We start from the raw sequence: 22,526 nt of genomic DNA, 5'->3' as shown, positions 1-22,526 counted from the left end.
TTGAAGCAAGTTGACGCAAAATTCGGAGTGGAGCGATGCAATGTAGCTGCGGTGATAGAAGCACCCTTGTAGAGATTAGTCGGAACTACGCGGAGTTTGTCGCAGAAATGCGCTGCCTTGAAACGGGCGACTGGTTCAAACAGTTGCAATGCCCAGCGTGCGGCCAGCTTTGGCGAACCGACGAATGGGATAAATATCAAGCACTGTACGCCTGCAAATTGAACTCACCTGAAGGCTGGGAATCGACTGATATAGAAGCCTTGATAAAGGAACGTATCATTGAAAATCATGGCGGACTGGATACATCTTCTTGCTTGGCAAAGGACTGCCAGCAGCGTGCGCTTAAAGGAAGAGCATATTGCGTCGACCATTTCTATGAAACCGGTGCAAGAGCTTGAACCGCTGAAACAGGTCAGAAGCAGGCAATCACGTTGACGTGACAATTCGTGACTTTTCTCACTTGATAATTCGTTATGCTCATGGGCCGCTGGCGGCCAGAAACGGCCCTCTATTTCATGTTTAAAACATACAATGTCACCTGAAAAATGGACATGCTCACTGTAGTTTTGGTCGACCCACCTGATGAAGAAGCCGCATCAGTTACTTTGCGCAGCGAGAAAGGTGAGCTTGTTGTGTTTTGTCATCCCTGCAGCGTAACAGCAGGCGACGTTATTGAGAATCGCCTTTCTGTCTTGGAAGCTGATGTCGAAGCCACATACTTGAGTGACTGGCCGGAAGATGAAAAAGCGGCATTGTCTACGGAATGGATCGAACATATCGGACATTACGCCTATCGTGGGCGTGGGAGGGTGATCGATCAAGGGGAAGGCCTGGTCGAGGTACAAGGATTTATTATCGAAATGGGTGCAATATGCGGCGGGCATGTAGATTTCAAAATCAGTCGCCTTGATTTAAGCACCTAAATATCTTTAGTGGCGAGCTTTGATGTTTTGCATTGAACGAGTCTGATTTTGCCCGGGGCATGTCTAAGGCAGCAGCCGGCCAAAAGGAGACGCTCAAATTGAATTCTAATTTGTAAGATGCCATGGAAAAACGACGGAAGCATAACCACAGATGGACACTGAAGTATCGGAAGTATCCGGACTTCGATTCATCGTATCGCTTGTTGAAGCGCCAAACATATTCGATTTCCTTGCTTCAGCGATGGAGGCTTATGCGGTCAATTGCCGGTAGGGAGCATCTGCATCTGATTCGCTATTTCGAGCGTCGTGAAATAGCAATGCAGCGTCCAAAATACGGTCCGATCCTCCGGCAGCGACGGCTACAAATTGCGAGATCGTTCTCCAAGATGGGTTATGAAGTAAATCCGGTATTGCTCGGCTATACCCTCCCAAAGGGGCCATCTGGTTTTTGGCTAGAACAGGTATGTCCGTGGGAAGGTCCCCGCTCTCTCGCCGCGCCCTTAGTGGCCGGAGTTTGAATATCAAAACACTTTGCCGATGACCGCTATGGGGTGCGGATTCAATCGGTGGTCGCAACACTCTAACCTAAACATCTAGGTTATAGGAGTGTTGAAGATGAAACAGAAACCACGAATTTATTACACTGAGACCCAGAAGGCCTTGATGTGGGAACGCTGGAAGCAAGGCGACTCCCTGCAGATGATAGCCCAGCTATTTGATCGGAATCACTCGTCGATACAGCGGATTCTGGCTGAGTCTGGTGGCATACGGCCAGCGCCGCGATGCCGTTCCCGACTGGCGCTGACGCTGGCCGAGCGCGAGGAGGTATCGCGCGCCATCGTTACCGGCATATCCATCCGCGCACTTGCCAGGCGCCTTGGACGCGCACCATCGACCATCAGCAGGGAACTCAGGCGCAACGGTGGCCGCGAAGCATATCGCGCAACTCAGGCCGATCAGTATGCGTGGGATCAGGCGCGCCGCCCCAAACCTTGTAAGCTGACGGAGAGCCGCATGCTGGCCAACATGGTTGCCAGCAAGCTCCAATTGCAGTGGTCGCCGGAACAGATTGCTGGCTGGCTCAAGCAGCTGTTCACGCGCCACGAGGAGTATCACGTGTCGCACGAAACCATTTACCGCAGCCTCTATATCCAGGCCCGAGGCGCCTTAAAGAAGGAGCTGCTGGAGCACTTGCGCCGTACGCGCGCCATGCGCCGCTCTCGTCATCACACCCAAAAGACGGACAACCACGGCAGAATTGTCGATGCCGTGTCGATCAGCGAGCGTCCAGCGACGGCGGCGGATCGAGCGGTGCCCGGGCATTGGGAGGGGGACCTGCTATGCGGCAGCCACAACAGCCAGATCGTGACCTTGGTCGAGCGCCAGACGCGCTATGTCATGCTGATAAAAGTCGCCGCCAAAAATACCGAAACGGTGGTCAACGCATTGATCGACAATGCCCGCAGGCTGCCCCAGGAACTGTATAAGTCACTGACGTGGGATCGTGGCAGCGAACTGGCCGGGCATAAACGCTTTACGTTGGCCACCGACATCCAGGTCTATTTCTGCGATCCACAGAATCCATGGCAGCGCGGTTCAAATGAAAATACCAACGGCCTGTTGCGCCAGTATTTCCCCAAGGGGCTGGATATTTCCACCTATTCGCAAGAGCAACTCGATGCGGTAGCCAGACGACTCAACGAGCGCCCCAGGAAGACGCTACACTACCAAACACCGGCTCAACGATTTGAACAATGTGTTGCGTTGACCGATTGAATCCGCAGGCGCAAGCGGACATTACAAGTTTTATCTGTTTTGCGGATAAACGGACCTTTCTTGCATTCATTGACATTATTAAAGATGGTAAAGTTTAATGTCATTGCTGTGCGCATTGATAATAATTAAATTAATATGGTGAAGACACGGCAATCCTGCATTCCTTGCTGTTTATCGTGCCGTCTATTTACTTGTAACTCAGGAGTAGTATTGAATGATTGTTTTTAGTATCGGCAACACCAATTTTGAAGTGAATGTAGCGAAATCAAACATTAGTCTGGAAGCTCATGGTAGCGGCATGCTGGAGCTGAATATCGATATCGATGGCGACGATGAGGTGTTTATGCGCTTGACCGAGCCGGAGGATGCGGAATGGTCGTGGGCGTTGTATCCGCCGGCTTTTTTCCTGCATGGCTTGCGCATACCGGAAGGGCAGGGAGGAGCGCTGGCGATCGGGATGCTGGATATGCATCCCGAGGCGGAGGAATCGGGTATCTATATGATGGAATATGGTGACGTGTCGGCCGTCAACATCATTGAATTGTCGGCGGATCGACTAGCCGTGTCTGGCATGGTGGACTTGTGCGGCAAGCGCCTGCCATTTCATATCGATATGCCGCGCAGATAGTATCGGGGCTGGGCTCCTCGGAATCAGGATGCGCCCCAGTAGGGCGCATTCCCCCGGCCGGGCCGGCCCCGCCTGATTATTCCAGCTTCAAGGCCTTCGCCACATCCCCCCACGCCACATACTTGAAGTTCTGCGGTCCGTCCGGCAAGCGCTTGTAGCCGTCCTGGATCACCAGCATGCCTTGCGCGTACGCGCCGCCCAGGTTGGCGGAGGTGACGTCGAGGCCGTCCGTTTCGGAGGTGCCGTCGATGCCGGCGGGCAGGTTGAAGCCGACTTTGAAGCGACCGCGCACCTTGTAGGGCGCTTGCGCGTCGAGCACCACGTAGCTGCTGTCGCCTTGGCTGGAGACGATCAGGTAGCCCGTATTGGCCTTGGCGCCAGGCTGGCGGTAGATGGCCATGCCTTCCACGTCGGCCGTCAGGTGCACGCCCACCGGCAAGACCATGGCCAGGGCGTCCGGCTTGGCGGCGTCGGCCGAGGTGGTCCAGATGCCGCGCGTTTCCTCGCCCAGGAACAAGCGGGCGTTGGCATCGTCGGCCACGCAGCCTTCCGGTTGGGTGGCGACCTTGAAGCTGCGCAAGAGGGTGGCGCTGAACTTGTTGCCATTCAAGCCGATGCTGTATTGCTGGAAAGTGCCGTCCTTGTCGTTGATGAACGCTTGCACGCCGCCGCTGGCCGGCTGGTACAAACACATGCCGTAGATGCTTTTCAGGCCGGTAGGAAAACGGCCCGCTTCCGCCACGACACCTTCGGCATTGATGGTGAACAGCATCATGCTGTTGTCGTCGCGCTGGGTGGCCACGGCCAGGTCGACCTTGCTGCCGCCAAGACTGATGTTCTGCCGCACGTCGACGTTGTTCAGGCGACCCACTTCCAGCAGCTGGGTCTGCTTGCCTTGCAGGTCGTAGACCAATAAACCCTGTTTCTTGTTGGTGCCGAGGATGCGCGCGTCGGCGGGGTTGCTGGACAGCCAGATGGCCGGATCGTCGGCCGCGTCGCCCTGGCGCGCCATCGGTTCCGTCTGCGCTTGCGGGGCGATGATGGCCACGGCAGGCTGTGTTTCCGCCTGGCCAGCCCATTTCAAGGGCCGCGCCTGCCAACCATTCTTGCCGCGTAACATCAACGAATTTCCATTGAGTGCCAGCTGGCTGTCGCCCTTGCGCACGTTCAAGGCCACGGCTTGCGGCGGCATGGCCGTCCATTGACTCCCCTGATGGGCGAACAGGTGCAGCTTTTCCGCCTTGCCGTCGAGTACTGCCACGCCGCCCGGCAGCACGGCCAGCGCCCCGGCGCCGCCGTCCAGCTGGCCGTACGGCTTGCGCAGGGCGACCACTTCGCGCTTGCCCATGCCTTCGGACTCGGCGTCATACGCCCAGACGCCCATGTTGGCTTCGCTCACCAGCAGGCGCTGGGCGCCATCGTCGACCCGGCAATGTTTCGCATGGGGCGGCAAGGCCAGCTTGCGTACTAGCTGACGCTGTTCTCCCTGCATCACCCACTGTTCCGCTTGCCCATCCTTGCCGATCAAGAACAGATGGGCTAGCTGCTGGGCGTCGCGGTACAGGCACGATGCTTCCACGGAAAATGTGGGCACGGGAAATGGCGCCAGGCGGTTCAGCTTGCCGGCCTGCACGTCGACGGAGACGGGCAGGGGGCGCTGCGTGTCCGCTTCCAGGAAGACGGCCAGCACCTTGCCGCCATCGCTGCGCGTGTCGAGCTGCTTGGCGCGCACGGCGATGCGGTCCTGCTCCTGGCCGGCTGCGTTGAACAGGCGCAAGCCGTGCTTGTCGAGCAGCAGCCAGCCGCCGCCGGGCAGGCGCGCCAGTTCTTCCGCTTCCTGCGTGAAGGAGGGAACGGCTTGGGCAGGCGCGGCTTGCGCCGTGCCCGCGAGGCAGAAGGCAGCCAGCAAGGCGCTGCAGAGTACGGTTTTTTTCATGTTATTGGAGATCATCATCAGAAGGCGCTGGCTTTCAGGCTCACTTTAAAGGTGCGGCCATATTGTTCGTTCTGCACGTTGTATTGCTTCGTGCCCTGGTAGACATAGTATTTCTCGTTGTTCAGGTTGGCCGCCTCAAACATCAGCTGGAACTGTTTATTGATCTGGTACGACAGCGAGAAATCGAGCTGCTTCTGGCTGGCGACGATATGGTCCTGGCTTTGGTCGAGGATGTCGCCGCCCATTTCCAGCAGATACGGCGACTTGTAGTTGAGGGCCAGGCGGGCGCTGACCGGGCCCGTTTCATAGCCCAGCATCAAGTTCATCACCTGGTTCGACTGGCCCGGCAGGCGGATGTCGCGGTTCAGCTGCTTGTTGCTGGCCTTGTCGAAGCGGCCGATTTGCGCGCTCGAGGTGCTCAGGGTGCCGTTGACGCCGACGAGGAATTTATTGAATGGCGCCGGCAGCATGCGCAGCGGCTGCATGTAGGCCAGTTCGATGCCTTTCACCTTGGCCGCGTCGCCGTTCGCATACGAGGTGGCCGTCGTGTAGCCTGCCCACTGGCCCGTGCCGGCCAGATTCGTCGTGTACGTAAAATTCTTGATGTCCTTGTAGAAGCCGTAGGCCGACATCACGCCGTCGTTGCCCAGCACGCGCTCGATACCGAGGTCCAGGTTGTTTGCCTTCAAGGGTTTCAAGTCCGGGTTGCCGATCACGGCTTCCGTGTTGCTGGCCAGGCTGATGCCGGGCGCCAGCTGGCTGAAGTTGGCGCGCACGACGGCTTGCGTCCAGGCGGCCCGCACGCTGGTCTTTTGATCCAGGTCATAACGGGTTTGCAGGTTTGGCAGCCAGTTGGTGTACGAGCGTTCGCGCGTCAAGGCCGTGGCGACGCCGGCGCTGTCCACTTGCGAGCCGGCCGCCTCGAAACTGGTGCGCTCGGCGCGCACGCCGCCGAGGATGTGCCAGGCGTCGAAGTCATAGCTGTTCTGCACATACATGGCGTTGATGTCTTCATGCATGCGATAGTCGTTGATGATGGATTCCGTGGCCAGGCGCGCCTTGGCGCGGTCCAGCCCCGCCACGCGGGCGCGTATCAGGGCTGGGTCCAGCGCCACGCCGATGTTGCCCAGGTCGTAGTCGAGATTATGGCCTTGCACGAAGTTGCTCATCGAAGTCGAGCCTGCGCCCCAGTAATTGCCGCTGGAAGCCTTGCTGCTGTTGTACGCCCATTGATCCGTGTCATTGGATTTTTCGCGGCGGCTGACTTTCGCGCCGAACTTCAGGGTGGCGGTGTCGAACTTGCGCGCCAGGTCGATGCGCGCGTGGTGCTCATTGTCCTTCGAGTAGCGCTTTTGCAGGGTGATGGCGTTGAGCGCGTAGCTGGCCGGGTCGTACAGCGAGGCGGGGCCGCTCAATTTCGGTTCCTGCGTGTCCGTGAAGCTGATGCCGGCGAAATTGCTGGTGCCGCGGAAACGGCCATCGTTCAGCGACTCCGGCGTGTCTTCCGTGGCGCGGCTCAGGCCGCCTTTCACGTCCAGCGTCCAGTCGCCCGATTTTTGCTGCGTGCCCAGGACTAAGGAGCGCACTTGCTGCGTGTACTTGCGCTGGCGGATGCGGCGCTCGGCGCGCGCGCTGGCCGTCTGGCCTTCGGCCAGGCTGCCGCCCGCGATATTGCTGATGGTCAGGCGGTCGCGCACCTCATCGTCGGAAAACTCGCTGACGAAGGAGCGCAGGAACCAGCTGTTGCCCGCTTCGGGACGGTAATCGAGGTTGACGGCCAGCGCGCCGCGCTTGCGCACGGGCAGGTAGTCGCGCAATTCCAGGCCCGACAACTTACCCTTGCTCCAGGCGCCGCCCGTTTCCACGTCGTCCGAGCCGAACGAGCGCTTTTCCGCGCTCAGGCCGGCGGCTACGCCCAGCTTGCCGTCGAGGAAGCGCTGGGCCCACAGGGCGCCGCCGCTGGGGCTGGTCTTGCCCGTCTTTTCATCGTAGCTGGCGCCCACGTTGGCCGACAGCAGCTTGCCCGGCAAGTCGAAGGCGGACAGCGATTTCACCTCGACGGTGGCGCCCAGCGAGTTGGCGTCCATTTCCGGCAGCAAGGTCTTCGATACTTCCAAGGTGCGGATCAGGCCGGCTGGCAGGATGTCCAGCGCCACGGCGCGGCGGCCCGCTTCCGGCGACGGCACCAGCGCGCCGTTGATGGTGACGGCGTTCAAGTCAGGACCCAGGCCGCGCACCGTGATGTAGCGGCCTTCGCCCTGGTCGCGCTGCACGGACACGCCCGGCACGCGGGCCAGCGCCTCGGCCGCGTTTTTGTCGGGCAAGCCGCCGATATCGTCGCTGCTGATGACGCTGATGATGTTGTCGGCTTTCTCTTGCGCGGCGATGGCGTTGCGCAGGCTGGCGCGCTGGCCGCTGACGACCACGGTGGCGGCCGGCTGGCCGTCCGCATCTTGCGCTTGCGCATGGCTTTGGCCGCTGAAGACGGCCATGATGCCGAGGGCCAGGGCCGTCAGGCGCAGCGGGGAGGGGAACGATGTGTGCATGGTTTTCATGAAGAGCTCGGTTAGGGGGAAGGAACCGGGCGGATTCTAGGCAGCAAATATGACGGTTGCGTGACAGGCAAGGGCTTGCCACCCTGAAAACAACGGCATGCGAACGCTTTCCGGCTGGAATGGCGCTGCCATGAGCTGAAATGACCTGCCAGCGCGGGGCGCATGGGATGCGGCTTGCCGGATTTGCATCGGCTGCGCTACTAATGATGAGCCGTTTGCACCTGCCGCACGGGCGCAGGGCATGTCATCGTGCCGTCATGGGCGGGCGCTATCGTGGCGACAGCACCACTTTTAAAGGTTTCCCACATGCTGCCGTTGCACCGTAACAGCCTGATTGCCGCCGCGCTCGCGTTGCCCCTGTTCTTGTTCCTGTATGCCACACTGGGGCACCTTAAACCGTTTGCCATCTGGAAGTGGATGGATATCGTCTGCGAAGGCGGCACGGCCGTCATGGCGGGCATCTGGTTCTTGTTTACCCTCAGTAGCCGTCCCCGCGGGCTGGTGACGAGTTTGATCGCGGGCGGCCTGTGCGCCATCATGCTGGGGTCCTGGGCCGATTGTCTCGATGAATTCTTTGCCGTCGATAAGAGCGCCGTGTGGGATAACTGGCTGGAAGCCTTGATTCCGTTTGGCATGCTGGTGCTGACGATCGGCATGTATTACTGGCGCCAGGAACAGTTTCGGTTAAATGAACACCTGCAAAAGCGCGAACGCCTGTTCCGCGACCACCGCGCCTTCGACCGCATCACGCAACTGGCCGACGCCAGCTACCTGCGCACGCAGATGCGCCTGGAGCAGGAGCGCCGGCCCGGCCTCGATTGCGCGCTGGTCTTGCTCGATATCGACAGCTTTCACCTGATTAACCGCGAATACGGCCACCGCGAAGGCGACCGCGTGCTGCAAGCCGTGGGCCACATGCTGCTGCTGAACTTGCGCAATGACGATTTGCTGTGCCGCTATGCGGGCGACCGCTTTGCCGTGCTGATGCCGGGCGTGTCGCGCGAAGATGCGGCCGTGAAGGCGCGCCACCTGTGCGCCATGGTGGGGCAGATGCGCCACCACGCCAACGATAACCGCGAAATCCGCCTGAGCCTGCGGCATGCCTGCTCGCTGACCGATGGCGTGCCGGAAGTGGTCTTGGCCGAGCTGAGCCGGGCCGTGGAAACGCCGCGCTCCGGTGCCGGAATCAGTTCCGCCGCGCCTGCCTGATGCCACTGAACCAGCAAGGCGACCCCAGCATCGCGGCCCATCACCAGCCGGCGCTGGTGCTCGACTACGCGCGCAGCCGGGAACTGGCTGTGGCCCCGCTGCTCAAGGGCACGGGGCTCGATGGCGGCGCGCTGCCGTCCGAGGAAAGCCAGGTCAGCGCCGCGCAATACCTGCAATTGCTGGCCAACGTGGCGCGCGGCCTGGACAGTGCCGACACCAGCTTCATGCTGGGCCAGCAAATGCTGCCCGGCCATTACGGCGCCGCCAGCCATGCCTTGCTGCAGGCCCAGAATCTGCGCCAGGCGCTGGGCATCCTGTGCGGTTTTCATACCTTGCTGTGTCCGCTGCTGCAGCCGCGCTTGCGCGAAGCGGGCGACATGCATGTGCTGTATTGGGTCGATGCATTCGGCGCGCCGAGCCAGCTGCCTTTTTTGGTGGAAATGCACATGACGGCACTGGCGGCCATGTGCCGCTGGCTGGCCGGGCAGTCCCTGCCGTGGCGCTTCTGCTTCAACCGCGCGCGGCCCCGCCACGTCGAGCAGCATGAGGTGCACCTGGGCCAGGCGCTGCGCTTCGATTGCCAGGTCGACGCCATGCTCATCGATTCCAGCTGGCTCGACAAACCCTGGCCGCGCGGCAATGCCACGGCGGCCGCGCTGGCCTTGCGGGCGGCCGCCCTGGCGCCCGTGCCGGCAGCGAGCCTGCTCGGCGCGCTGTACGATTACCTGCTTGCCAATATCCGCTGCGCGCCGACCCTGGAGCGCACGGCGCAGGAATTCGGCGTCAGTCCCGCCACCCTGAAACGCCACCTGGCGCGCCATGGCACGCATTTCCAGGCCGAGCTGGACCAGGTGCGCGCGCACAAGGCCATCTACCTGTTCCAGGCCCATGGCTACGATAACGATGCCGTGGCCGCCTACCTTGGCTTTCATGATGCCACCAACTTCCGCCGCTCGTTCAAGCGCTGGACGGGGCAAACGCCGCAACTATTGCGTCACGCGCTGGCACTGTTCGTGGCTGGTTGATCGCCAGCGTTGCGCGCCAGCGCCACGGACAGTCGTTCCTGAGGGAACAATTGCCCGTTCTGCTACATCCATAGTACACTCGATCAGAGAGCGAACAGACGCGCTTTGAGGCGCTCCGGCACGGCGTCAAACGACGCCGCAATACCGTCATCTTGATGGCGGGGCCGGCGGCAGACGACCGGTGTGCCGTGCCTTAACCCAGCCTGGAAACTGGCGTCACCCGTGTGGTGTGCCGGAAACCGGGCAACTTGATAATGCTCAATCGTGTATTCACAATCGCAGATCGATCCAGTCGTCAGTTTCCGCAACACCCAGGGTGAGGCGGTGCGTGGCACGATTTTCAACTTGCAGCGCAATTCGCTGGTCATGGAAATCTATAATCCATACTCGATTGTGCAGGTCAGCGAGGTGCTCAATGACGTGACGGTGCGCATGGGGGCGAAAAACGCCTACGTGGGCAAGGCCGTCGTCATCAGCAGCGTCAACACGGGCCTGACCGCCATCGTTTCCGTGACCCTGATCGACGAGTGGCGCGAGCTGAGCGACGTGGTCGTCGTCAAGGGCGCCGTACTGAAAGAGTCCAGCGCTTTTGTCGCCGGCTGGGGCGAGCGCTTCCGCATCCGCCGCGATTACCAGATCGTCGTCAACGAAATGCGCGCCTTTTTGTCGGAAGTGTCGCGCTGGGTCGAGCAGGTCGACCTGTCCGACTCGCTGCCCAAGGAAAACGGCCGGCTGCGCCCCGATATCTTCGATGAACTGGCCTTGCCCTTGATGGAGCAGACCCAGCTGTACCTGCGCCAGCTCGAGGTGGAAGCCTCGCTCGTCGAGGAAGAGCGGGCGCCGGCCCACCGCGCCTTCGCCCAGGCGGCGCTGCACCCGTTGATCCTGCGCGCGCCCTTCGTCTTCCGCACGTTTACCAAACCGCTCGGCTATGCGGGCGATTACCAGATGGTCAACCAGCTGCTGGACGATCCGCGCCAGGGCCCGAGCACCTATTTTCAGATCGTCAATGCGGCCTTCCTGCAGGCGGCTGTCGCCACGGCGCACCGCAACCGCATCGATATCCTGACGGAATTTTTGGCGCAAAAGGCGGCCGCGGCCCGCGTTGCCGGGCGCGTCTACAAGGTGCTCAACGTGGGCTGCGGCCCGGCCATCGAAGTGCAGCGTTTCCTGGAAACCTGTCCCGATGCGCAGTGGCTGGCCTTCGAGCTGGTCGACTTCAGCAGCGAGACGCTGGACTGGACGCGCGCGCGCCTGACCACCATCATGCAGCGCACGGGGCGCGTGGTCGAGATCGACTATGTGCACGATTCCGTGCATAACCTGCTCAAGCGCCGCCATGGCTCGGGCATTACGGGCTTGCCGGGCAGTTTCGACGCCGTGTATTGCGCCGGCCTGTTCGACTACCTGTCCGACAAGGTGTGTGCGCGCCTGCTGATGCACTTCGCCTCGCGCGTGGGGCCGGGCGGACGTTTGCTCGTCACCAATGTGCACGCGAACAATCCGGGCAAGTTCGGCATGGAGCATTTGCTGGAGTGGCATTTGATCTATCGCAATGAAGAAGGCCTGTCGGCCTTGCTGCCCGAACATGCAACGGATCCGCTGATCTATGTCGACGCCACGGGCGTGAATGTGTTCGCGGAAGTGAGCATTCCTTGATGGATACTCCAGGCCTGCACGCCGGCTACACGGCCGTTTTGCGCGACTTCCGCCTGGAATTCAGCCGCGGCGGGGCGTACACGGGCATCGTGCTGATCCTGCTGGGCATGGGCCTCGATTCGGCCCTGTACCCGGACAAGCAATCGGCGTTTACCAGCGCGCGCATCGTCGTGTCCGTGCTGATCTTTTGCGTCGTGCTGGCCATGCGCACGCGCTGGGCGCAAGACCGCATCCAGGGCCTGACGTTTGTCTGGCTGATCCTGCCGCAAATCATGATCGCCTGGATGATCGCCGTCACGGAAGGCGCCACCTCGATCTATTATGTGGGCATGACCCTGGCCATCTATTCGTCGGGCATCGTGCTGGCGTTCGGCCTGTGGCAAAACATGGTCTTCGGCGCCATCTCCTGCCTGCTGTATGTGGCCGCCTGCGCCTGGCATGCGGGCGGCTTCGACTTGCCGGGCACGTTTGTCGTCAACTGCCTGTTCCTCATCATGTCGGCCAGCATCAGCGCCGTATTTACCTATTTTAATGAGCGCGCCCGCTTCATGCTGTTCCAGCTGAAGGCGGAAGTGGCGCAAAAGAACACGCAGCTGGAAGAAACCAACAAGAGCCTGGCCGATATCAAGGGGCAGATGCTGCAGCAGGAGAAAATGGCCGCCATCGGCACCCTGGCCGCCGGCATGCTGCATGAAGTCAATAACCCCGTGAATTTCTGCATGATGGCCATCGAGGTGGCCATCGAAGACCCGGCCGCCCAGCAAAGCGCGCTGGTCAGCGAATGCCTGGCCGACGCCAAGCAGGGCATGCTGCGCGTGCAGCACATCGTGTCCGACTTGAAGACCTTTGCCTACCGCAAGAGCGGCAACCAGCTGGAAACGGGGCATTTCCAGTTCCGCAGCGCGCTCGACGCGGCCATCCGCCTGGTGGGGCATGAAACGAAAAATGTCAGCATCAGCCACGACTTGCCCGTCGACACCCTGGTGCGCGGCGACGAGGCGGCCATCGTGGGCGTGCTGATCAACTTGCTGGGCAATGCCGTGCTGTCCATGCGCAAGGGCAATGCGCCGCCGTTCGAGATCCGCATCACGGCCCACTGGGACGAGAACCGCCTGCGCATCAGCGTGCGCGACAACGGCCCCGGCATCGCGCCGGAAAACCTGGCGCGCGTGTTCGAACCGTTCTTTACCACGCGCGAAGTGGGGCAGGGCCTGGGCCTGGGGCTGAGCATCAGCTATGGCGTGATCGAGCGCCACGGCGGCACCCTCAGCGCCGAAAGCGAGCTGGGCGTGTGGGCCAGCATGAATTTCGACTTGCAGCGCTCCGATTGGGAGGGCCGCTAGCATGGATAACGATAGCCGCGCCAGCGTGCTGTACGTGGACGATGAAGCGCTCGCCTGCAAGTATTTCGAGCGCGCCGTCGGGCCACGCTACCGCGTGCTGACGGCGCAGAGCGTCGATGCGGCGCTCGCTCTGCTGCAAGACGACGCCGGCCAGATCGACGTGCTCGTCACCGATTACCGCATGCCGGATCGCCTGGGCAGCGAATTGCTGCAGGAAGTGGCGCAGCGCTATCCGCACATCGTCTGCATGCTGGTGACCGCGTATGCGGACAAGGACGTGCTGCTCGAACTGATCAACGGCGGCGCGGTGTTCCGCCTTCTGGAAAAGCCGCTCGACCTGCCCGCCATGCAAACGGCGCTGCAACTGGCCGTGCAGACGGGACGCGAGCGCGCCGCGCGCCGCCAGGGCCTGGTGGCGATGGAAGAATCGCTGGCTTTCCTCGCGCATGAATTGAACACGCCGCTGGCGGCCATCGCCAATTTTGCGCGCGGCATCGCGCGGCGCGCGCAGGCGGACGCCGCCCCGCAGGCCGAGATCGGCGAAGCGGCCGCCTTGATGCACGACAATGCGCGTTATTGCCTGTCCGTCCTGGCCAGCTTTATCGACACGGTGCGCCTGGCCAGTGCAGGGCCGGGCATGCAGGGCGGACGCCGCGCCGGCAGCGCGCGCCAGCTGCTGGCCGCCTTGCTCGACAGCTATCCCTTGAGCACGGCCCAGCGCGCCGCCATCACGGTTGAAGTGGGCGACGATTTCTCCATTGCCGAGTCGCCCAATTGCGTTGCGCTGATTTTATCGTCCGTGCTGGCGAATGCCTTGCGCTCGGCCGGCGAGCAAGCCCATCCGGCGATCGGCATCCGCATCGACGCCGGCCGCATCATGGTGCGCGACAATGGCGCCGGCATTGCCCCCGAGATCGTCGAACAGCTGTTGATCGACCCCGTCAGTGCCGGCGGCGGCGAAGGCAAGGGCTGGGGCATGGTGTTTTGTCACCGCATGATGCAGTCGTTCGGCGGCAACCTCGATATCGCCACCGAGTTTGGCACTTCCACCACGGTAACCCTGAATTTTCCAGTACATATAAGGAACGAGCATGATTGACGCCAATCTGCGTTTACCGGCTCAGCGTGAGCCGGCGCAAGGCTTGCCGACGATACTCTATGTCGATGACGAGGCCAACGCCCTCAAATATTTCCAGCGCGCTATCGCACCGCTGGCCGTGGTGCTGACGGCCACCTCGGTCGAGGAGGGCAAGCGCATCCTCGACGAGCAGGCCGACCGCATCGCCGTGCTGGTGTCGGATCAGCGCATGCCCGGCGCTTATGGCAACGAGCTGTTGTCATATGCCTGGGACCGCCATCCGCACATCGTGCGCATTTTGACCACCGCGTATTCCGAACTGGAGCACACGGTGGAAGCCGTCAACCAGGGGCAGATCCACCGCTACATCCAGAAGCCGTGGGATATCGCGGCCCTGCGCATGGAACTCAAGCAGGCGCTGGAACTGGCGCGCTTGCGCAACGAGCACGCCCAGTTGCTGCGCGAAAAGCTGATGGTGCGCCAGCGGCAAGCCGTCGCCAACCGCATCGGCACCCTCTACGCCCTGTGCGCCAGCCTCGCTGGTCCGGAGCAGCAGTTGCCCGTGGAAGCGTATTTGTCGGCTGCCCTGACGGCCGGCGTCACGCCGCCCGAGCCGGACTGGCTGCTGATGGATTATGCCGACCTGGTCAGCTCGGAAGCCTTCCGCGGTACGGCCTTTGCCGCCGCCGTGCGCCAGCAGCTCGACACGCTCGAACGCGACTATCCGGGGCGCGGCGTGGAACAGACGATCGACATGCTGCTGCCCGTGTTTGGCGCGGCGCTGCAAAACCAGGGCGGCACGGCGCTGTTTCTCGATGGCCGGCTGCTGACGGAATTCCTGGAAACGCCGACCACCACGCCCGTCTCGCCCATCCACTCATTCTGGCTGGCCAGCTTGCTGTGGCTGGCGCGGCGCGGCTGGTCCTTGCAGCTCAGCAAGACGGAGCAAGGCTTGCAAGGCAAGGTGGTGCAGGCTGAACCGGCGCTCACGCCAGACCACCTGGCGGCCTGGATCGAGCAGTTCTGAGCTAAGCATGCCCCCCGCAAGGGGCGGCGCCAACTAAAACAGGGCCGCGCGGGCCCTGTGTCTGGTGGCGGTGAGCGGGCTTAGCGTTCCGCCGCCGCCTTCAGGTTGTTCAAGCCTTTTTCAAAATCCTTGCCTATCATGGTATCCATGCTGACGAACACCGTCATGACCTTGCTCACGTAAGGGCTGGGGCCCGTCATGGTCCAGTTCACCTTGGTGCCATCGCCTTCGGGCGCCATGGTAAAGGTGGTGGTGTTATGGCTTTCAAACGGCTTGAGGAAGTCCAGCTTGATGACGGTGCGTTCGGGCTGGGCCGCTTCCGTGATTTCCATGCGGCCGGCACCCACCTTGTCATTTCCCGTCCACGCATATTGCGCGCCCAGGCCATTGGCCGGCCCCGTAAACGTGCGGCGCATGGCCGGATCGAGCTTTTCCCACGGCGACCAGGCGGCCCAGTAGTGGAAGTCCGTGATCAGGGCGGCGATTTTCTCGGGCGGGGCCTTGATGGTGATTTCGCGCTGGACACTGAAGGTGTCGGGCTTGGTGGTGGCATAGCCGAGGATGGCGGCGACGACGACAACGATCAGCAGCAGGGTTTTTTTGATCATATGCTCTCCAAATCTTGAATGGTCGATGCGAACAAATCAAGGCAATCTTAGCAGATATGAATGGCTGTGCGCGGCCTGTTGGCCTTTATTTGCGCCAGCTCTGCGCAGGACCGCCTGTACGCCCGTTTTTCGCCGCGCACGCCAGGTTTGTGCAGCTTGGTGCTGAGGGCCGGCGTCCGCTAGAATGCTGGCCTGCAAGATTTCAGAGGGAAATATGATTCAACGATCGATCGCCAGGCTGACCCTGGCGTGCGGCCTGCTGGCTTCCGCCTTTGCCGCGAACCTGGCGCATGCCGATGCCTGTCCTGCCCATTACGTCGATGGCCGCAAGCCGGAAATCACCAACCCCAAGCTGGACGTGGCCACCAAGGAGCTGTGCTACAACGTGTTTGGCGTGATGCACTCGGGTATCACGCGCACGCCGCTGTGGTCGGCTGAACACTTGACGGCGAACAACCTGGAAGCGGCACAGGATTTGTCGCGCGAAAACTCTTTTCATGCCGAACGCAAGCTGCCCGCCGCCCAGCGCGCGGAACTGGCCGATTATGCGCGCAGCGGCTTCGACCGTGGCCACATGGCGCCCAACGGCGACATGCCGGACCGCCAGAGCCAGCGCGACAGCTTCACCCTGGCCAACATGGTGCCGCAAGACTCGCGCAACAACCGCTATGTGTGGGCCGGCATCGAGGGCGCCGTGCGCAAGATGGCGAAGAAGGAAGGCGACCTGTACGTGATCACGGGCCCGGCTTTTATTGGCGGCAACCTGCGCAAGGTGGGAAGAGTCATTGTGCCCAGCCATCTGTACAAGGCCGTCTACAGCCCGCGCCAGCGCGCCGGTGCCGCCTACTTCATTGAAAACGTCGATACCAAGACGTATGAAGTGTTGAGCATTGCGCAACTGGAAGACAGGATAGGCATCGATCTGTTACCGTCGCTGACGCGCCAGCAAAAGTTGCGCATGCTGAGTTTGCCCAAGGTAAAGAGCAAGTCCAAGAAATAAGACCGTCAAAAAGGAAATCCCATGTGCGCAAAGAAATTCGTCCCATATGCCAATGAAAGCGATGTGCTGGACATTGGCAGCCTGACTATCGAAAACCGCATCGACCGCATCAGCATCAGCGGCGACATCGACCTGACCCTGGACAAGCCGGGCCTGGCCCTGGCGAAACAGTTACAAAAACTGCTGGGCGACGTGGTGGCGCAGCTGGAAAAGCAGGAACTGCCCGACCAGCTGCCGCCGCCCGAAGTGACGTCGGTAGCCAATCCCTTCGAGTGACGCTGGCGGGAAAGATTATGGTGCCGCCTTGACGGCGCGATAGTAGCCCTTCCGACTGAGCTCCTCCGGCGCATTCGCCACTTCATACGCGCTCAAGGCGATGGCGATGGCCGAGTATTGCTGCGCTGCGCTGAAAGGCCGCACGCTGTCGTAGGTATCGAGCACCGTGTGATGCACGCGCGCATAGTCGAAATCGCCGAGCACGGTAAACTTCGGCGTCGGCACGCCATGCAGGCTGAAGACGGCGTCATCGCTGCCGGCGCGCGCATTCATCGCCTTGCCGGCATCGCGCGGCACGTCGTTGATGGTCGTGGCGAAGCCGAACACGGGGTGGATGTCTTGCAGGGCCTGTTCAACCCGGCCAAACACGGGTTTCCAGGCCGAAGGAATCGCAATGCCGTCGATGGCGCCAGGCCGGCCGTCGCGGTTCAGCATCATGACGATATTGTGCAATTCCCCCGCATGCCGCTCGGCGAATGCGAACGAACCCTTGCGGCCGATTTCCTCCGCGCCGAAGGCCGCCAGCATGATGGTGCGGCGCGGCCTGGCATCGGACTTGGCCAGCAGGCGCATCGCCTCCAGCATGGTGGCCACGCCGCCGCCATTGTCGGCCGCGCCCGTGCCGCCATCGTAGCTGTCGAGGTGGGCGCCGATCAGCACGATTTCCTCCGGCTTTTCCGTGCCCGGAATGCGGGCGACGACGTTGTGATACGCCACCGGCCCCGGATAGAACCAGTTGCGGATGTCAAACTCCAGGGTCACGGCTTCACCGCGCGCCACGCGCTGGCGGATGTCGGCATATTGTGGCGCGGCCAGCTTGATGTCTGGCAAGGTCGGCAGGGCCGCCCAGGTGGCGGGCGCGGCGCTGGCGGCATACAGCGGTTCTTCGCCGGACTGGATGGTGCCGAGGGCGCCGGCCTGCATCAGCACCCGGGTGATGGCCCTGGGCTGGTGGACGGTCTTGCCATCGCGCCCGCCACCGCTGTTTTCGCCGCCGGTCAGCACCCATTTTCCCTTGAATTGCGCGGCGCGCTCCAGCGCCTCTTCCAGGGTGGCCGGCCCCACGATTGCCAGGCCTTGCTGCACGCCACGGGTGCCGGCCGTATAGGCGGGCGTCGCCAGGCGCAGGGGCTGCTCCCGGGGCGCCAGCATCTTGCCCGACCAGGGACCGCGGTTGAAGCCGACGGGCATCTGGCCCGCTTCTTCCAGCTCGGCTTGCACACCCCATTGCTGCAGCTGCATGCGCGCCCATTGTGCCGCATGCGTGTAGGCATCGCTGCCGGCCATGCGGCCGCCGAAGCGGTTGTTCAGGATGTCGAGCCAGTCCATTGCGCGCGGTTCGCTGGTGCCCAGCGCCACAATCCGGCGCGCCGTGGCGTCGCTGGATGGCGATGTCGTCGCTTCAATGCCAGCATCCCTGCCGGACAGCGTGGCGAGGAAGGCGGGCAGCCTGTCTTGCCGGCGCGCCGCCAGCGCCGCGTCCAGCTTGGCGGAACGGTGCAGCTTATCCTGTCGCAGCAGGGTTTCGTAGGCGCACAGCACGCCTTGCATCCCCGCCAGGTCGCTGGCGCTTTGCTGCCCGGCCTGGTCCGGGTGTTCGATCTGGAAAGCCATCGCGCTGGCCAGGTATTGAAAGACTGTCGCCTCGCGGATGGCGGCCTGGCTGGCGATGGACAGCCAGCTTTCCAGCGCACTGGCCGGTAAGGTGAAGTCGGGAATCGCCTCGATCCATGCGCCCAGCCAGGTGCCGTCGCGCTGTTGCACGGCCAGGGGATCGCGCTGCGCCTCTTGCGCCATCTGCACCACGCGCGCGCGTTCGGGCGGCGTGGAAGGGCCGCGCGCGGCGCCGCTTGCCACTGGCGGCGCGGCCGGCAGTGCCGGCGGCACATAGCGTTCCTTCAGCCGCGTGCCGCTCACGGGCTTGGGTTCGTTCTCATCGGTTTCGACCAGGCGTTCGCCGCTCAGCACGTCGCCCTTGGCTTGCAAGGTCCAGCGGATCGTCACCTCGGTACTGATGTCCTGGCCGTTGCGCCCCGTGCTGACGCGCTTGCCGCCGTGCCTGAAAATGGTGCCGGCGGGGCCTGGCGTACCCTTGACCGTGCGCGGCGGCGTGAGCTGGCCCCGTTCGTCGAGCCACGCGATCGTCGCGCGCCAGCCGGCTTGCTCTTCGGTAATGTCGAGGATGCCCGTGTCGATCAGGTCGACCTCGACGCCATTTGTCGTGGTCGTGCCTGTCGCCGTCTGGAATTGCCACTGTCCGGAGAGGGCCGGCGCCTGCGCGTACAGGGCGCCCGGCAGGGCGGCAGCGGCGAGGATGCACGTGGCGTAAAGGTGGGGATGGGGCAGGTACATGGCTATCCTTGTCATGGTTTTCACTCGGGAAGAGTCGAAAAACAGTATGCGGATAAGCCGATTGCCAAGATGCTACTTTGCGACCAAGGCCGGGATTTAAGGCTTGAAGGCGGGTTTGGCCGCGCCGAATGCCAGATCAACCTCGTCCAATGCAGCTTGCCGGACGAGCTTGATCTGGCAAAACGCTTACTTCGCGAACGCCTGCGCCGCCGGCGTGACGGTGACGGCGGCCGGCTTGATGTTCAGCTTCATCGCGCCGATGACCTTGTCTTCATCGAGCAGCGCCTGCGGCTTGTTGCCGTCGTACTTGATGGGCGAAAACGCGTCGCTGACGAGCTTTTCCTTCAAGCCGGCCGCATCCTTGGCGACGATCACCACGGACAGGTTCTGCGCCGACAGGTGCTGCTTGATGGCGCGGTTGACGTCCGCCACCGTCAGTTTCGACAAGCCCTCACGCATCAGCTTGGTGAACTCCGGCGTGCCATACCATTGCGAATCGAGCGCATAGCCCAGCTGCTGGTCCTGTGTCGACGTCATGACGAAGACGTTCTTCATCAGGTAATCACGGGTGGTGGCGAAATCGTCCTGCGTCAGGCCGTTGTCGACCAGCTTGCCCAATTCCGTCAGCGCCACGCGCAGGGCGAAGTGGGCGTTGTCCGGCGCCACGGGGCGGATCCAGATTTCAAACAACTGCGCCTTGCGGCCCAGGTTCGGGTTCGGGAAGAACTGGTACATGCCGCGCGGGAACGCTTCAATGTATGCGTAGTCGCCATAGTTCATGCCGCGGATTTCACGGATGCGCTGGTACAGGTAGGAATTCGAGGCGCGGTGCTCGCCCAGCCACGTCTTCGCCAGCCACAGGGCGGGGAAGTCCGGGTGCGTGCGCGTCACCTCCAAAGGCAAGCCGAAGGAAATCGCCGTGGCGCGCGTGTTCTTCTCGATGATTTCCACTTCCAGGCCCTGCGCCTTGCGGCCGACGGGTTTCACGGTGGCGGGCAAGCCGGGGCCGGCCGGCAAGCTTGCCAGCGCCTGCGTCAGCGAGGCCGTCATGACGTCGGACACATCGCCGGAAATGCCCACCTTGACGGCGCCTTGCGCATACGCGCTCTTCCAGAACTGTTTCACATCGTCGAGGGTGATGGCGTCGATGCCGGCGACCGTGCCCAGCACGGGGTGGCCGTACGGCGTGCCCGCGTAGACATTGGTTTGCAGGCGTTCCTTGGCGAATTCCTCTTCGTTATTGTCCTTCAGGTCCAGCAGCAGCGCATTCTTTTGCGCATCCTTCAGGCGGCGGAAGTCGTCTTCGCGGAAACCGGGCGAGAGCAGCAGCGGCAGGGCGATGGCGTTGAACTGCGCCCAGTTATCCTTGTGGATGGAGCCCGTAAACGTCGTCATTTCCTTGTCCGTCTGCTGGCTGAAACTGCCGGCCAGCGGGAACAGGGCCTGGTTGACTTCGTCGATCTTGCGCTCGGACGAACCAGCGGACGCCACCATGGCTGCCGTCAGCGCGGCCAGGCCTTCCTTGCCTTGCGGATCTTGCGCGGAACCGGCCGTAAACAGCAGCTTGTAGCGGATTTGCGGCAGCGCGGACTTTTGCACCAGCACGTCGAACTTCGCGTTCGAGGCGGCTGGCAGCAGGCTGGCCAGTGTCGGCGTGGTGGCGATGGCGGCCGCCATCGGCTGGTGCGACAGGGTCGTCACTACCAGCCCGTCGTCCGTCAGGTATTTGCGCGCGGCCGCCTGCAGGTCGGCCGGCGTCAGCGTATCGATCAGCCGGTAGTACTGGTTGATGGTGGCGTACGAGCGGTCGAAATGCACGAAGGAAGCCAGGGTGCCGGCGATCTGCTCCGTGTTGTCCAGCGAGCGGATCAAGCCGTATTTTTCCGCCGACTTGGCATCCGCCAGGTCTTTTTCGCTCACTGGCGTATCGCGCAGCTGCGCCACGGTAGCCAGGATGGCGTCGCGCACGTAGACGGCATCATCGATGTTTTTCACGCGCGCGCCGAGCACGGCCAGGGTCGGGTCGACCCGCTCCGGCGTCATGTCGAACAATTGGTCGACCTTTTGCTCGTTCTGCACCAGGCGCTTGTACAGCGGCGAGGTGCGGCCGAACGACAGCGACAGCAGGGTCGCCAATGCGGCCTGGTCTTTGTCCTTCACGGAAAACGCGGGCGCGTGGAAGCCCACGGCGACCCACGGCAGGGTCGGCGTGGGCCAGGCCACGTGCTTGTAGACGGGGCCGCGCGGGGCCGGTTCCACGGGCACGGCCGCCTGCTGCTTGCCGCGCTGCCAGGCGCTCCAGTATTTTTCCACCAGCGCGATGGCTTGCTGCGGTTCCACGTCGCCGGCGATGATGATGGTGGTGCGCTCGGGACGGTACCAGCGGTCGAAGAAGACCTTCGAATACGCGTACTGGTTCGGCATGTCTTCGATGTCCTGGATAAAACCCATCGTCGTATGCTTGTAGGTATGTGTCGTGTAGGCGCTGTCGCGCATCACTTCGAACAGTTTCGAGACGGGATTGGCGCTGTTCTTGTTGTATTCGCCCAGCACGGCCCGCGATTCCGTCTTGAACGCGTCTTCCGCATAGTCGAGATGCTGGAAGCGGTCCGCCTCCACCTTCAGCACGGTTTCCAGGTCCTGCTTGGCAAACGTCGTGTGGTAATTCGTCAGGTCGTCGCTCGTATACGCATTCTGGCGCGCGCCGGCGCGGGTGATGACTTCCTGGTATTTTTCGGGCGGATAAGCCTTGGTGCCGCGGAACATCATGTGTTCGAAAAAGTGGGCAAAGCCGGACTTGCCCGGCTCGACTTCATTGCGCGAACCCGTCTGCACGGGAATCTGCAGCGAAACCAGGTTGGGGAAGCCGGTCGGCACGATGATGATCTTCAAACCGTTGGCCAGGGTCTTTTCCGTTGCCTTGAACGGCAGCAAATCGGCCTTGCTGGCGGCAGCGCCGTGGGCGGCGGCCGGTTTGACGGGCGCGGCACCCAGGTTCGACGAAGCCATGGCCGACAGGGCCAGGGCGAAAGCGGGTAATAAAACGGGCATGATTCTTGACACGGGGGCTCCTTCTTTTCTTGGAATGTGGAAAGTGCAACGCCGCAGCATAGAATATTCGTGCCGCCCTG

17 protein-coding genes are annotated in these 22,526 nt (G+C 62.2%); 12 read left to right on the top strand and 5 right to left on the bottom strand.

The genetic code is table 11. The annotated features are described in order from the left end of the window. Positions 1-35 precede the first annotated feature (35 nt). The 4 genes from U0004_RS16785 (at position 36) to U0004_RS16770 (ending at position 3,327) form a co-directional block, all read left to right on the top strand. Complete coding sequence (locus U0004_RS16785) at positions 36-398, top strand: hypothetical protein (RefSeq protein ID WP_071653759.1); 363 nt, start codon at positions 36-38, stop codon at positions 396-398. Between the two features lie 153 nt (positions 399-551). Further along, positions 552-923 carry a hypothetical protein gene (locus U0004_RS16780; RefSeq protein ID WP_139144305.1) on the top strand — a complete coding sequence of 124 codons (372 nt, stop codon included), beginning with the start codon at positions 552-554 and terminating at the stop codon, positions 921-923. Positions 924-1,538: 615 nt separating this feature from the next. After that, positions 1,539-2,699 (top strand): IS30 family transposase, encoded by a 1,161-nt coding sequence (locus U0004_RS16775; RefSeq protein WP_070257963.1) that lies wholly within the window; start codon positions 1,539-1,541, stop codon positions 2,697-2,699. A 214-nt stretch (positions 2,700-2,913) separates the two neighbouring features. Further along, positions 2,914-3,327, top strand: a complete 414-nt coding sequence (locus tag U0004_RS16770; RefSeq protein ID WP_139144262.1) for a hypothetical protein — start codon at positions 2,914-2,916, stop codon at positions 3,325-3,327. Between the two features lie 76 nt (positions 3,328-3,403). Here the strand turns inward: U0004_RS16770 and U0004_RS16765 are convergent, their stop codons facing one another. Further along, positions 3,404-5,281: a phytase gene (locus U0004_RS16765; RefSeq protein ID WP_231958280.1), complete on the bottom strand. Its 1,878-nt coding sequence runs from the start codon at positions 5,279-5,281 to the stop codon at positions 3,404-3,406. Further along, positions 5,281-7,818 carry a TonB-dependent receptor gene (locus U0004_RS16760; RefSeq protein ID WP_081345849.1) on the bottom strand — a complete coding sequence of 846 codons (2,538 nt, stop codon included), beginning with the start codon at positions 7,816-7,818 and terminating at the stop codon, positions 5,281-5,283. Before U0004_RS16760 ends, U0004_RS16765 begins: the two co-directional genes overlap by 1 nt. A gap of 306 nt (positions 7,819-8,124) precedes the next feature. Between U0004_RS16760 and U0004_RS16755 the strand changes: the two genes are divergently transcribed. The 6 genes from U0004_RS16755 (at position 8,125) to U0004_RS16730 (ending at position 15,159) form a co-directional block, all read left to right on the top strand. Further along, positions 8,125-9,027, top strand: coding sequence for a GGDEF domain-containing protein (locus U0004_RS16755; protein ID WP_070259375.1), 903 nt, complete (start codon positions 8,125-8,127; stop codon positions 9,025-9,027). Then, the gene (locus U0004_RS16750) at positions 9,027-10,052 is read left to right on the top strand and encodes an AraC family transcriptional regulator (protein WP_034785941.1); all 1,026 of its coding nucleotides are present in this window, start codon (positions 9,027-9,029) and stop codon (positions 10,050-10,052) included. Before U0004_RS16755 ends, U0004_RS16750 begins: the two co-directional genes overlap by 1 nt. A 264-nt stretch (positions 10,053-10,316) precedes the next feature. Continuing rightward, positions 10,317-11,711, top strand: coding sequence for a class I SAM-dependent methyltransferase (locus tag U0004_RS16745; protein ID WP_070259378.1), 1,395 nt, complete (start codon positions 10,317-10,319; stop codon positions 11,709-11,711). Further along, positions 11,711-13,054, top strand: a complete 1,344-nt coding sequence (locus U0004_RS16740) for a sensor histidine kinase (RefSeq protein WP_034785939.1) — start codon at positions 11,711-11,713, stop codon at positions 13,052-13,054. The genes U0004_RS16745 and U0004_RS16740 overlap by 1 nt, the downstream gene beginning before the upstream one ends. Position 13,055: 1 nt before the next feature. Continuing rightward, positions 13,056-14,153, top strand: a complete 1,098-nt coding sequence (locus U0004_RS16735) for a hybrid sensor histidine kinase/response regulator (protein ID WP_034785936.1) — start codon at positions 13,056-13,058, stop codon at positions 14,151-14,153. Then, positions 14,146-15,159 carry a response regulator gene (locus U0004_RS16730; protein ID WP_052140444.1) on the top strand — a complete coding sequence of 338 codons (1,014 nt, stop codon included), beginning with the start codon at positions 14,146-14,148 and terminating at the stop codon, positions 15,157-15,159. The genes U0004_RS16735 and U0004_RS16730 overlap by 8 nt, the downstream gene beginning before the upstream one ends. An 80-nt stretch (positions 15,160-15,239) precedes the next feature. Here U0004_RS16730 and U0004_RS16725 read toward each other — a convergent pair whose 3' ends face one another. Then, complete coding sequence (locus U0004_RS16725; protein ID WP_034785934.1) at positions 15,240-15,767, bottom strand: SRPBCC family protein; 528 nt, start codon at positions 15,765-15,767, stop codon at positions 15,240-15,242. A 214-nt stretch (positions 15,768-15,981) separates the two neighbouring features. Here U0004_RS16725 and U0004_RS16720 point away from each other — a divergent pair, with 214 nt between their 5' ends. Both U0004_RS16720 and U0004_RS16715 read left to right on the top strand, forming a co-directional pair. Further along, a complete protein-coding gene (locus U0004_RS16720) occupies positions 15,982-16,767 on the top strand; it encodes a DNA/RNA non-specific endonuclease (protein WP_034755976.1) in 786 nt (261 codons plus the stop codon). Positions 16,768-16,788: 21 nt separating this feature from the next. Then, positions 16,789-17,043: a nucleotidyltransferase family protein gene (locus U0004_RS16715; protein ID WP_034785932.1), complete on the top strand. Its 255-nt coding sequence runs from the start codon at positions 16,789-16,791 to the stop codon at positions 17,041-17,043. Positions 17,044-17,058: 15 nt separating this feature from the next. Here U0004_RS16715 and U0004_RS16710 read toward each other — a convergent pair whose 3' ends face one another. Together U0004_RS16710 and U0004_RS16705 are read right to left on the bottom strand one after the other, a co-directional pair. After that, positions 17,059-19,395 carry a M28 family metallopeptidase gene (locus U0004_RS16710; RefSeq protein ID WP_070259380.1) on the bottom strand — a complete coding sequence of 779 codons (2,337 nt, stop codon included), beginning with the start codon at positions 19,393-19,395 and terminating at the stop codon, positions 17,059-17,061. A gap of 186 nt (positions 19,396-19,581) precedes the next feature. Beyond that, a complete protein-coding gene (locus tag U0004_RS16705) occupies positions 19,582-22,458 on the bottom strand; it encodes a M16 family metallopeptidase (RefSeq protein ID WP_115057507.1) in 2,877 nt (958 codons plus the stop codon). Between the last annotated feature and the right edge of the window lie 68 nt (positions 22,459-22,526).

Source organism: Janthinobacterium lividum (genome assembly GCF_034424625.1).
Lineage (GTDB): Bacteria > Pseudomonadota > Gammaproteobacteria > Burkholderiales > Burkholderiaceae_D > Janthinobacterium > Janthinobacterium lividum.
Note: the sequence above shows the minus strand (reverse complement) of the source record. Positions and strands in the feature narration are given on the sequence as shown.

Excerpts from the sequence above, each read along its gene's own strand:
- U0004_RS16760 (WP_081345849.1), bottom strand. The coding sequence starts at position 7,818 with ATGAAAACCATGCACACATCGTTCCCCTCCCCGCTGCGCCTGACGGCC.
- U0004_RS16780 (WP_139144305.1), top strand. The coding sequence starts at position 552 with ATGCTCACTGTAGTTTTGGTCGACCCACCTGATGAAGAAGCCGCATCA.
- U0004_RS16770 (WP_139144262.1), top strand. The coding sequence starts at position 2,914 with ATGATTGTTTTTAGTATCGGCAACACCAATTTTGAAGTGAATGTAGCG.
- U0004_RS16765 (WP_231958280.1), bottom strand. The coding sequence starts at position 5,281 with ATGATGATCTCCAATAACATGAAAAAAACCGTACTCTGCAGCGCCTTG.
- U0004_RS16750 (WP_034785941.1), top strand. The coding sequence starts at position 9,027 with ATGCCACTGAACCAGCAAGGCGACCCCAGCATCGCGGCCCATCACCAG.
- U0004_RS16785 (WP_071653759.1), top strand. The coding sequence starts at position 36 with ATGCAATGTAGCTGCGGTGATAGAAGCACCCTTGTAGAGATTAGTCGG.
- U0004_RS16725 (WP_034785934.1), bottom strand. The coding sequence starts at position 15,767 with ATGATCAAAAAAACCCTGCTGCTGATCGTTGTCGTCGTCGCCGCCATC.
- U0004_RS16715 (WP_034785932.1), top strand. The coding sequence starts at position 16,789 with ATGTGCGCAAAGAAATTCGTCCCATATGCCAATGAAAGCGATGTGCTG.
- U0004_RS16720 (WP_034755976.1), top strand. The coding sequence starts at position 15,982 with ATGATTCAACGATCGATCGCCAGGCTGACCCTGGCGTGCGGCCTGCTG.
- U0004_RS16775 (WP_070257963.1), top strand. The coding sequence starts at position 1,539 with ATGAAACAGAAACCACGAATTTATTACACTGAGACCCAGAAGGCCTTG.
- U0004_RS16740 (WP_034785939.1), top strand. The coding sequence starts at position 11,711 with ATGGATACTCCAGGCCTGCACGCCGGCTACACGGCCGTTTTGCGCGAC.
- U0004_RS16710 (WP_070259380.1), bottom strand. The coding sequence starts at position 19,395 with ATGTACCTGCCCCATCCCCACCTTTACGCCACGTGCATCCTCGCCGCT.
- U0004_RS16735 (WP_034785936.1), top strand. The coding sequence starts at position 13,056 with ATGGATAACGATAGCCGCGCCAGCGTGCTGTACGTGGACGATGAAGCG.
- U0004_RS16730 (WP_052140444.1), top strand. The coding sequence starts at position 14,146 with ATGATTGACGCCAATCTGCGTTTACCGGCTCAGCGTGAGCCGGCGCAA.
- U0004_RS16755 (WP_070259375.1), top strand. The coding sequence starts at position 8,125 with ATGCTGCCGTTGCACCGTAACAGCCTGATTGCCGCCGCGCTCGCGTTG.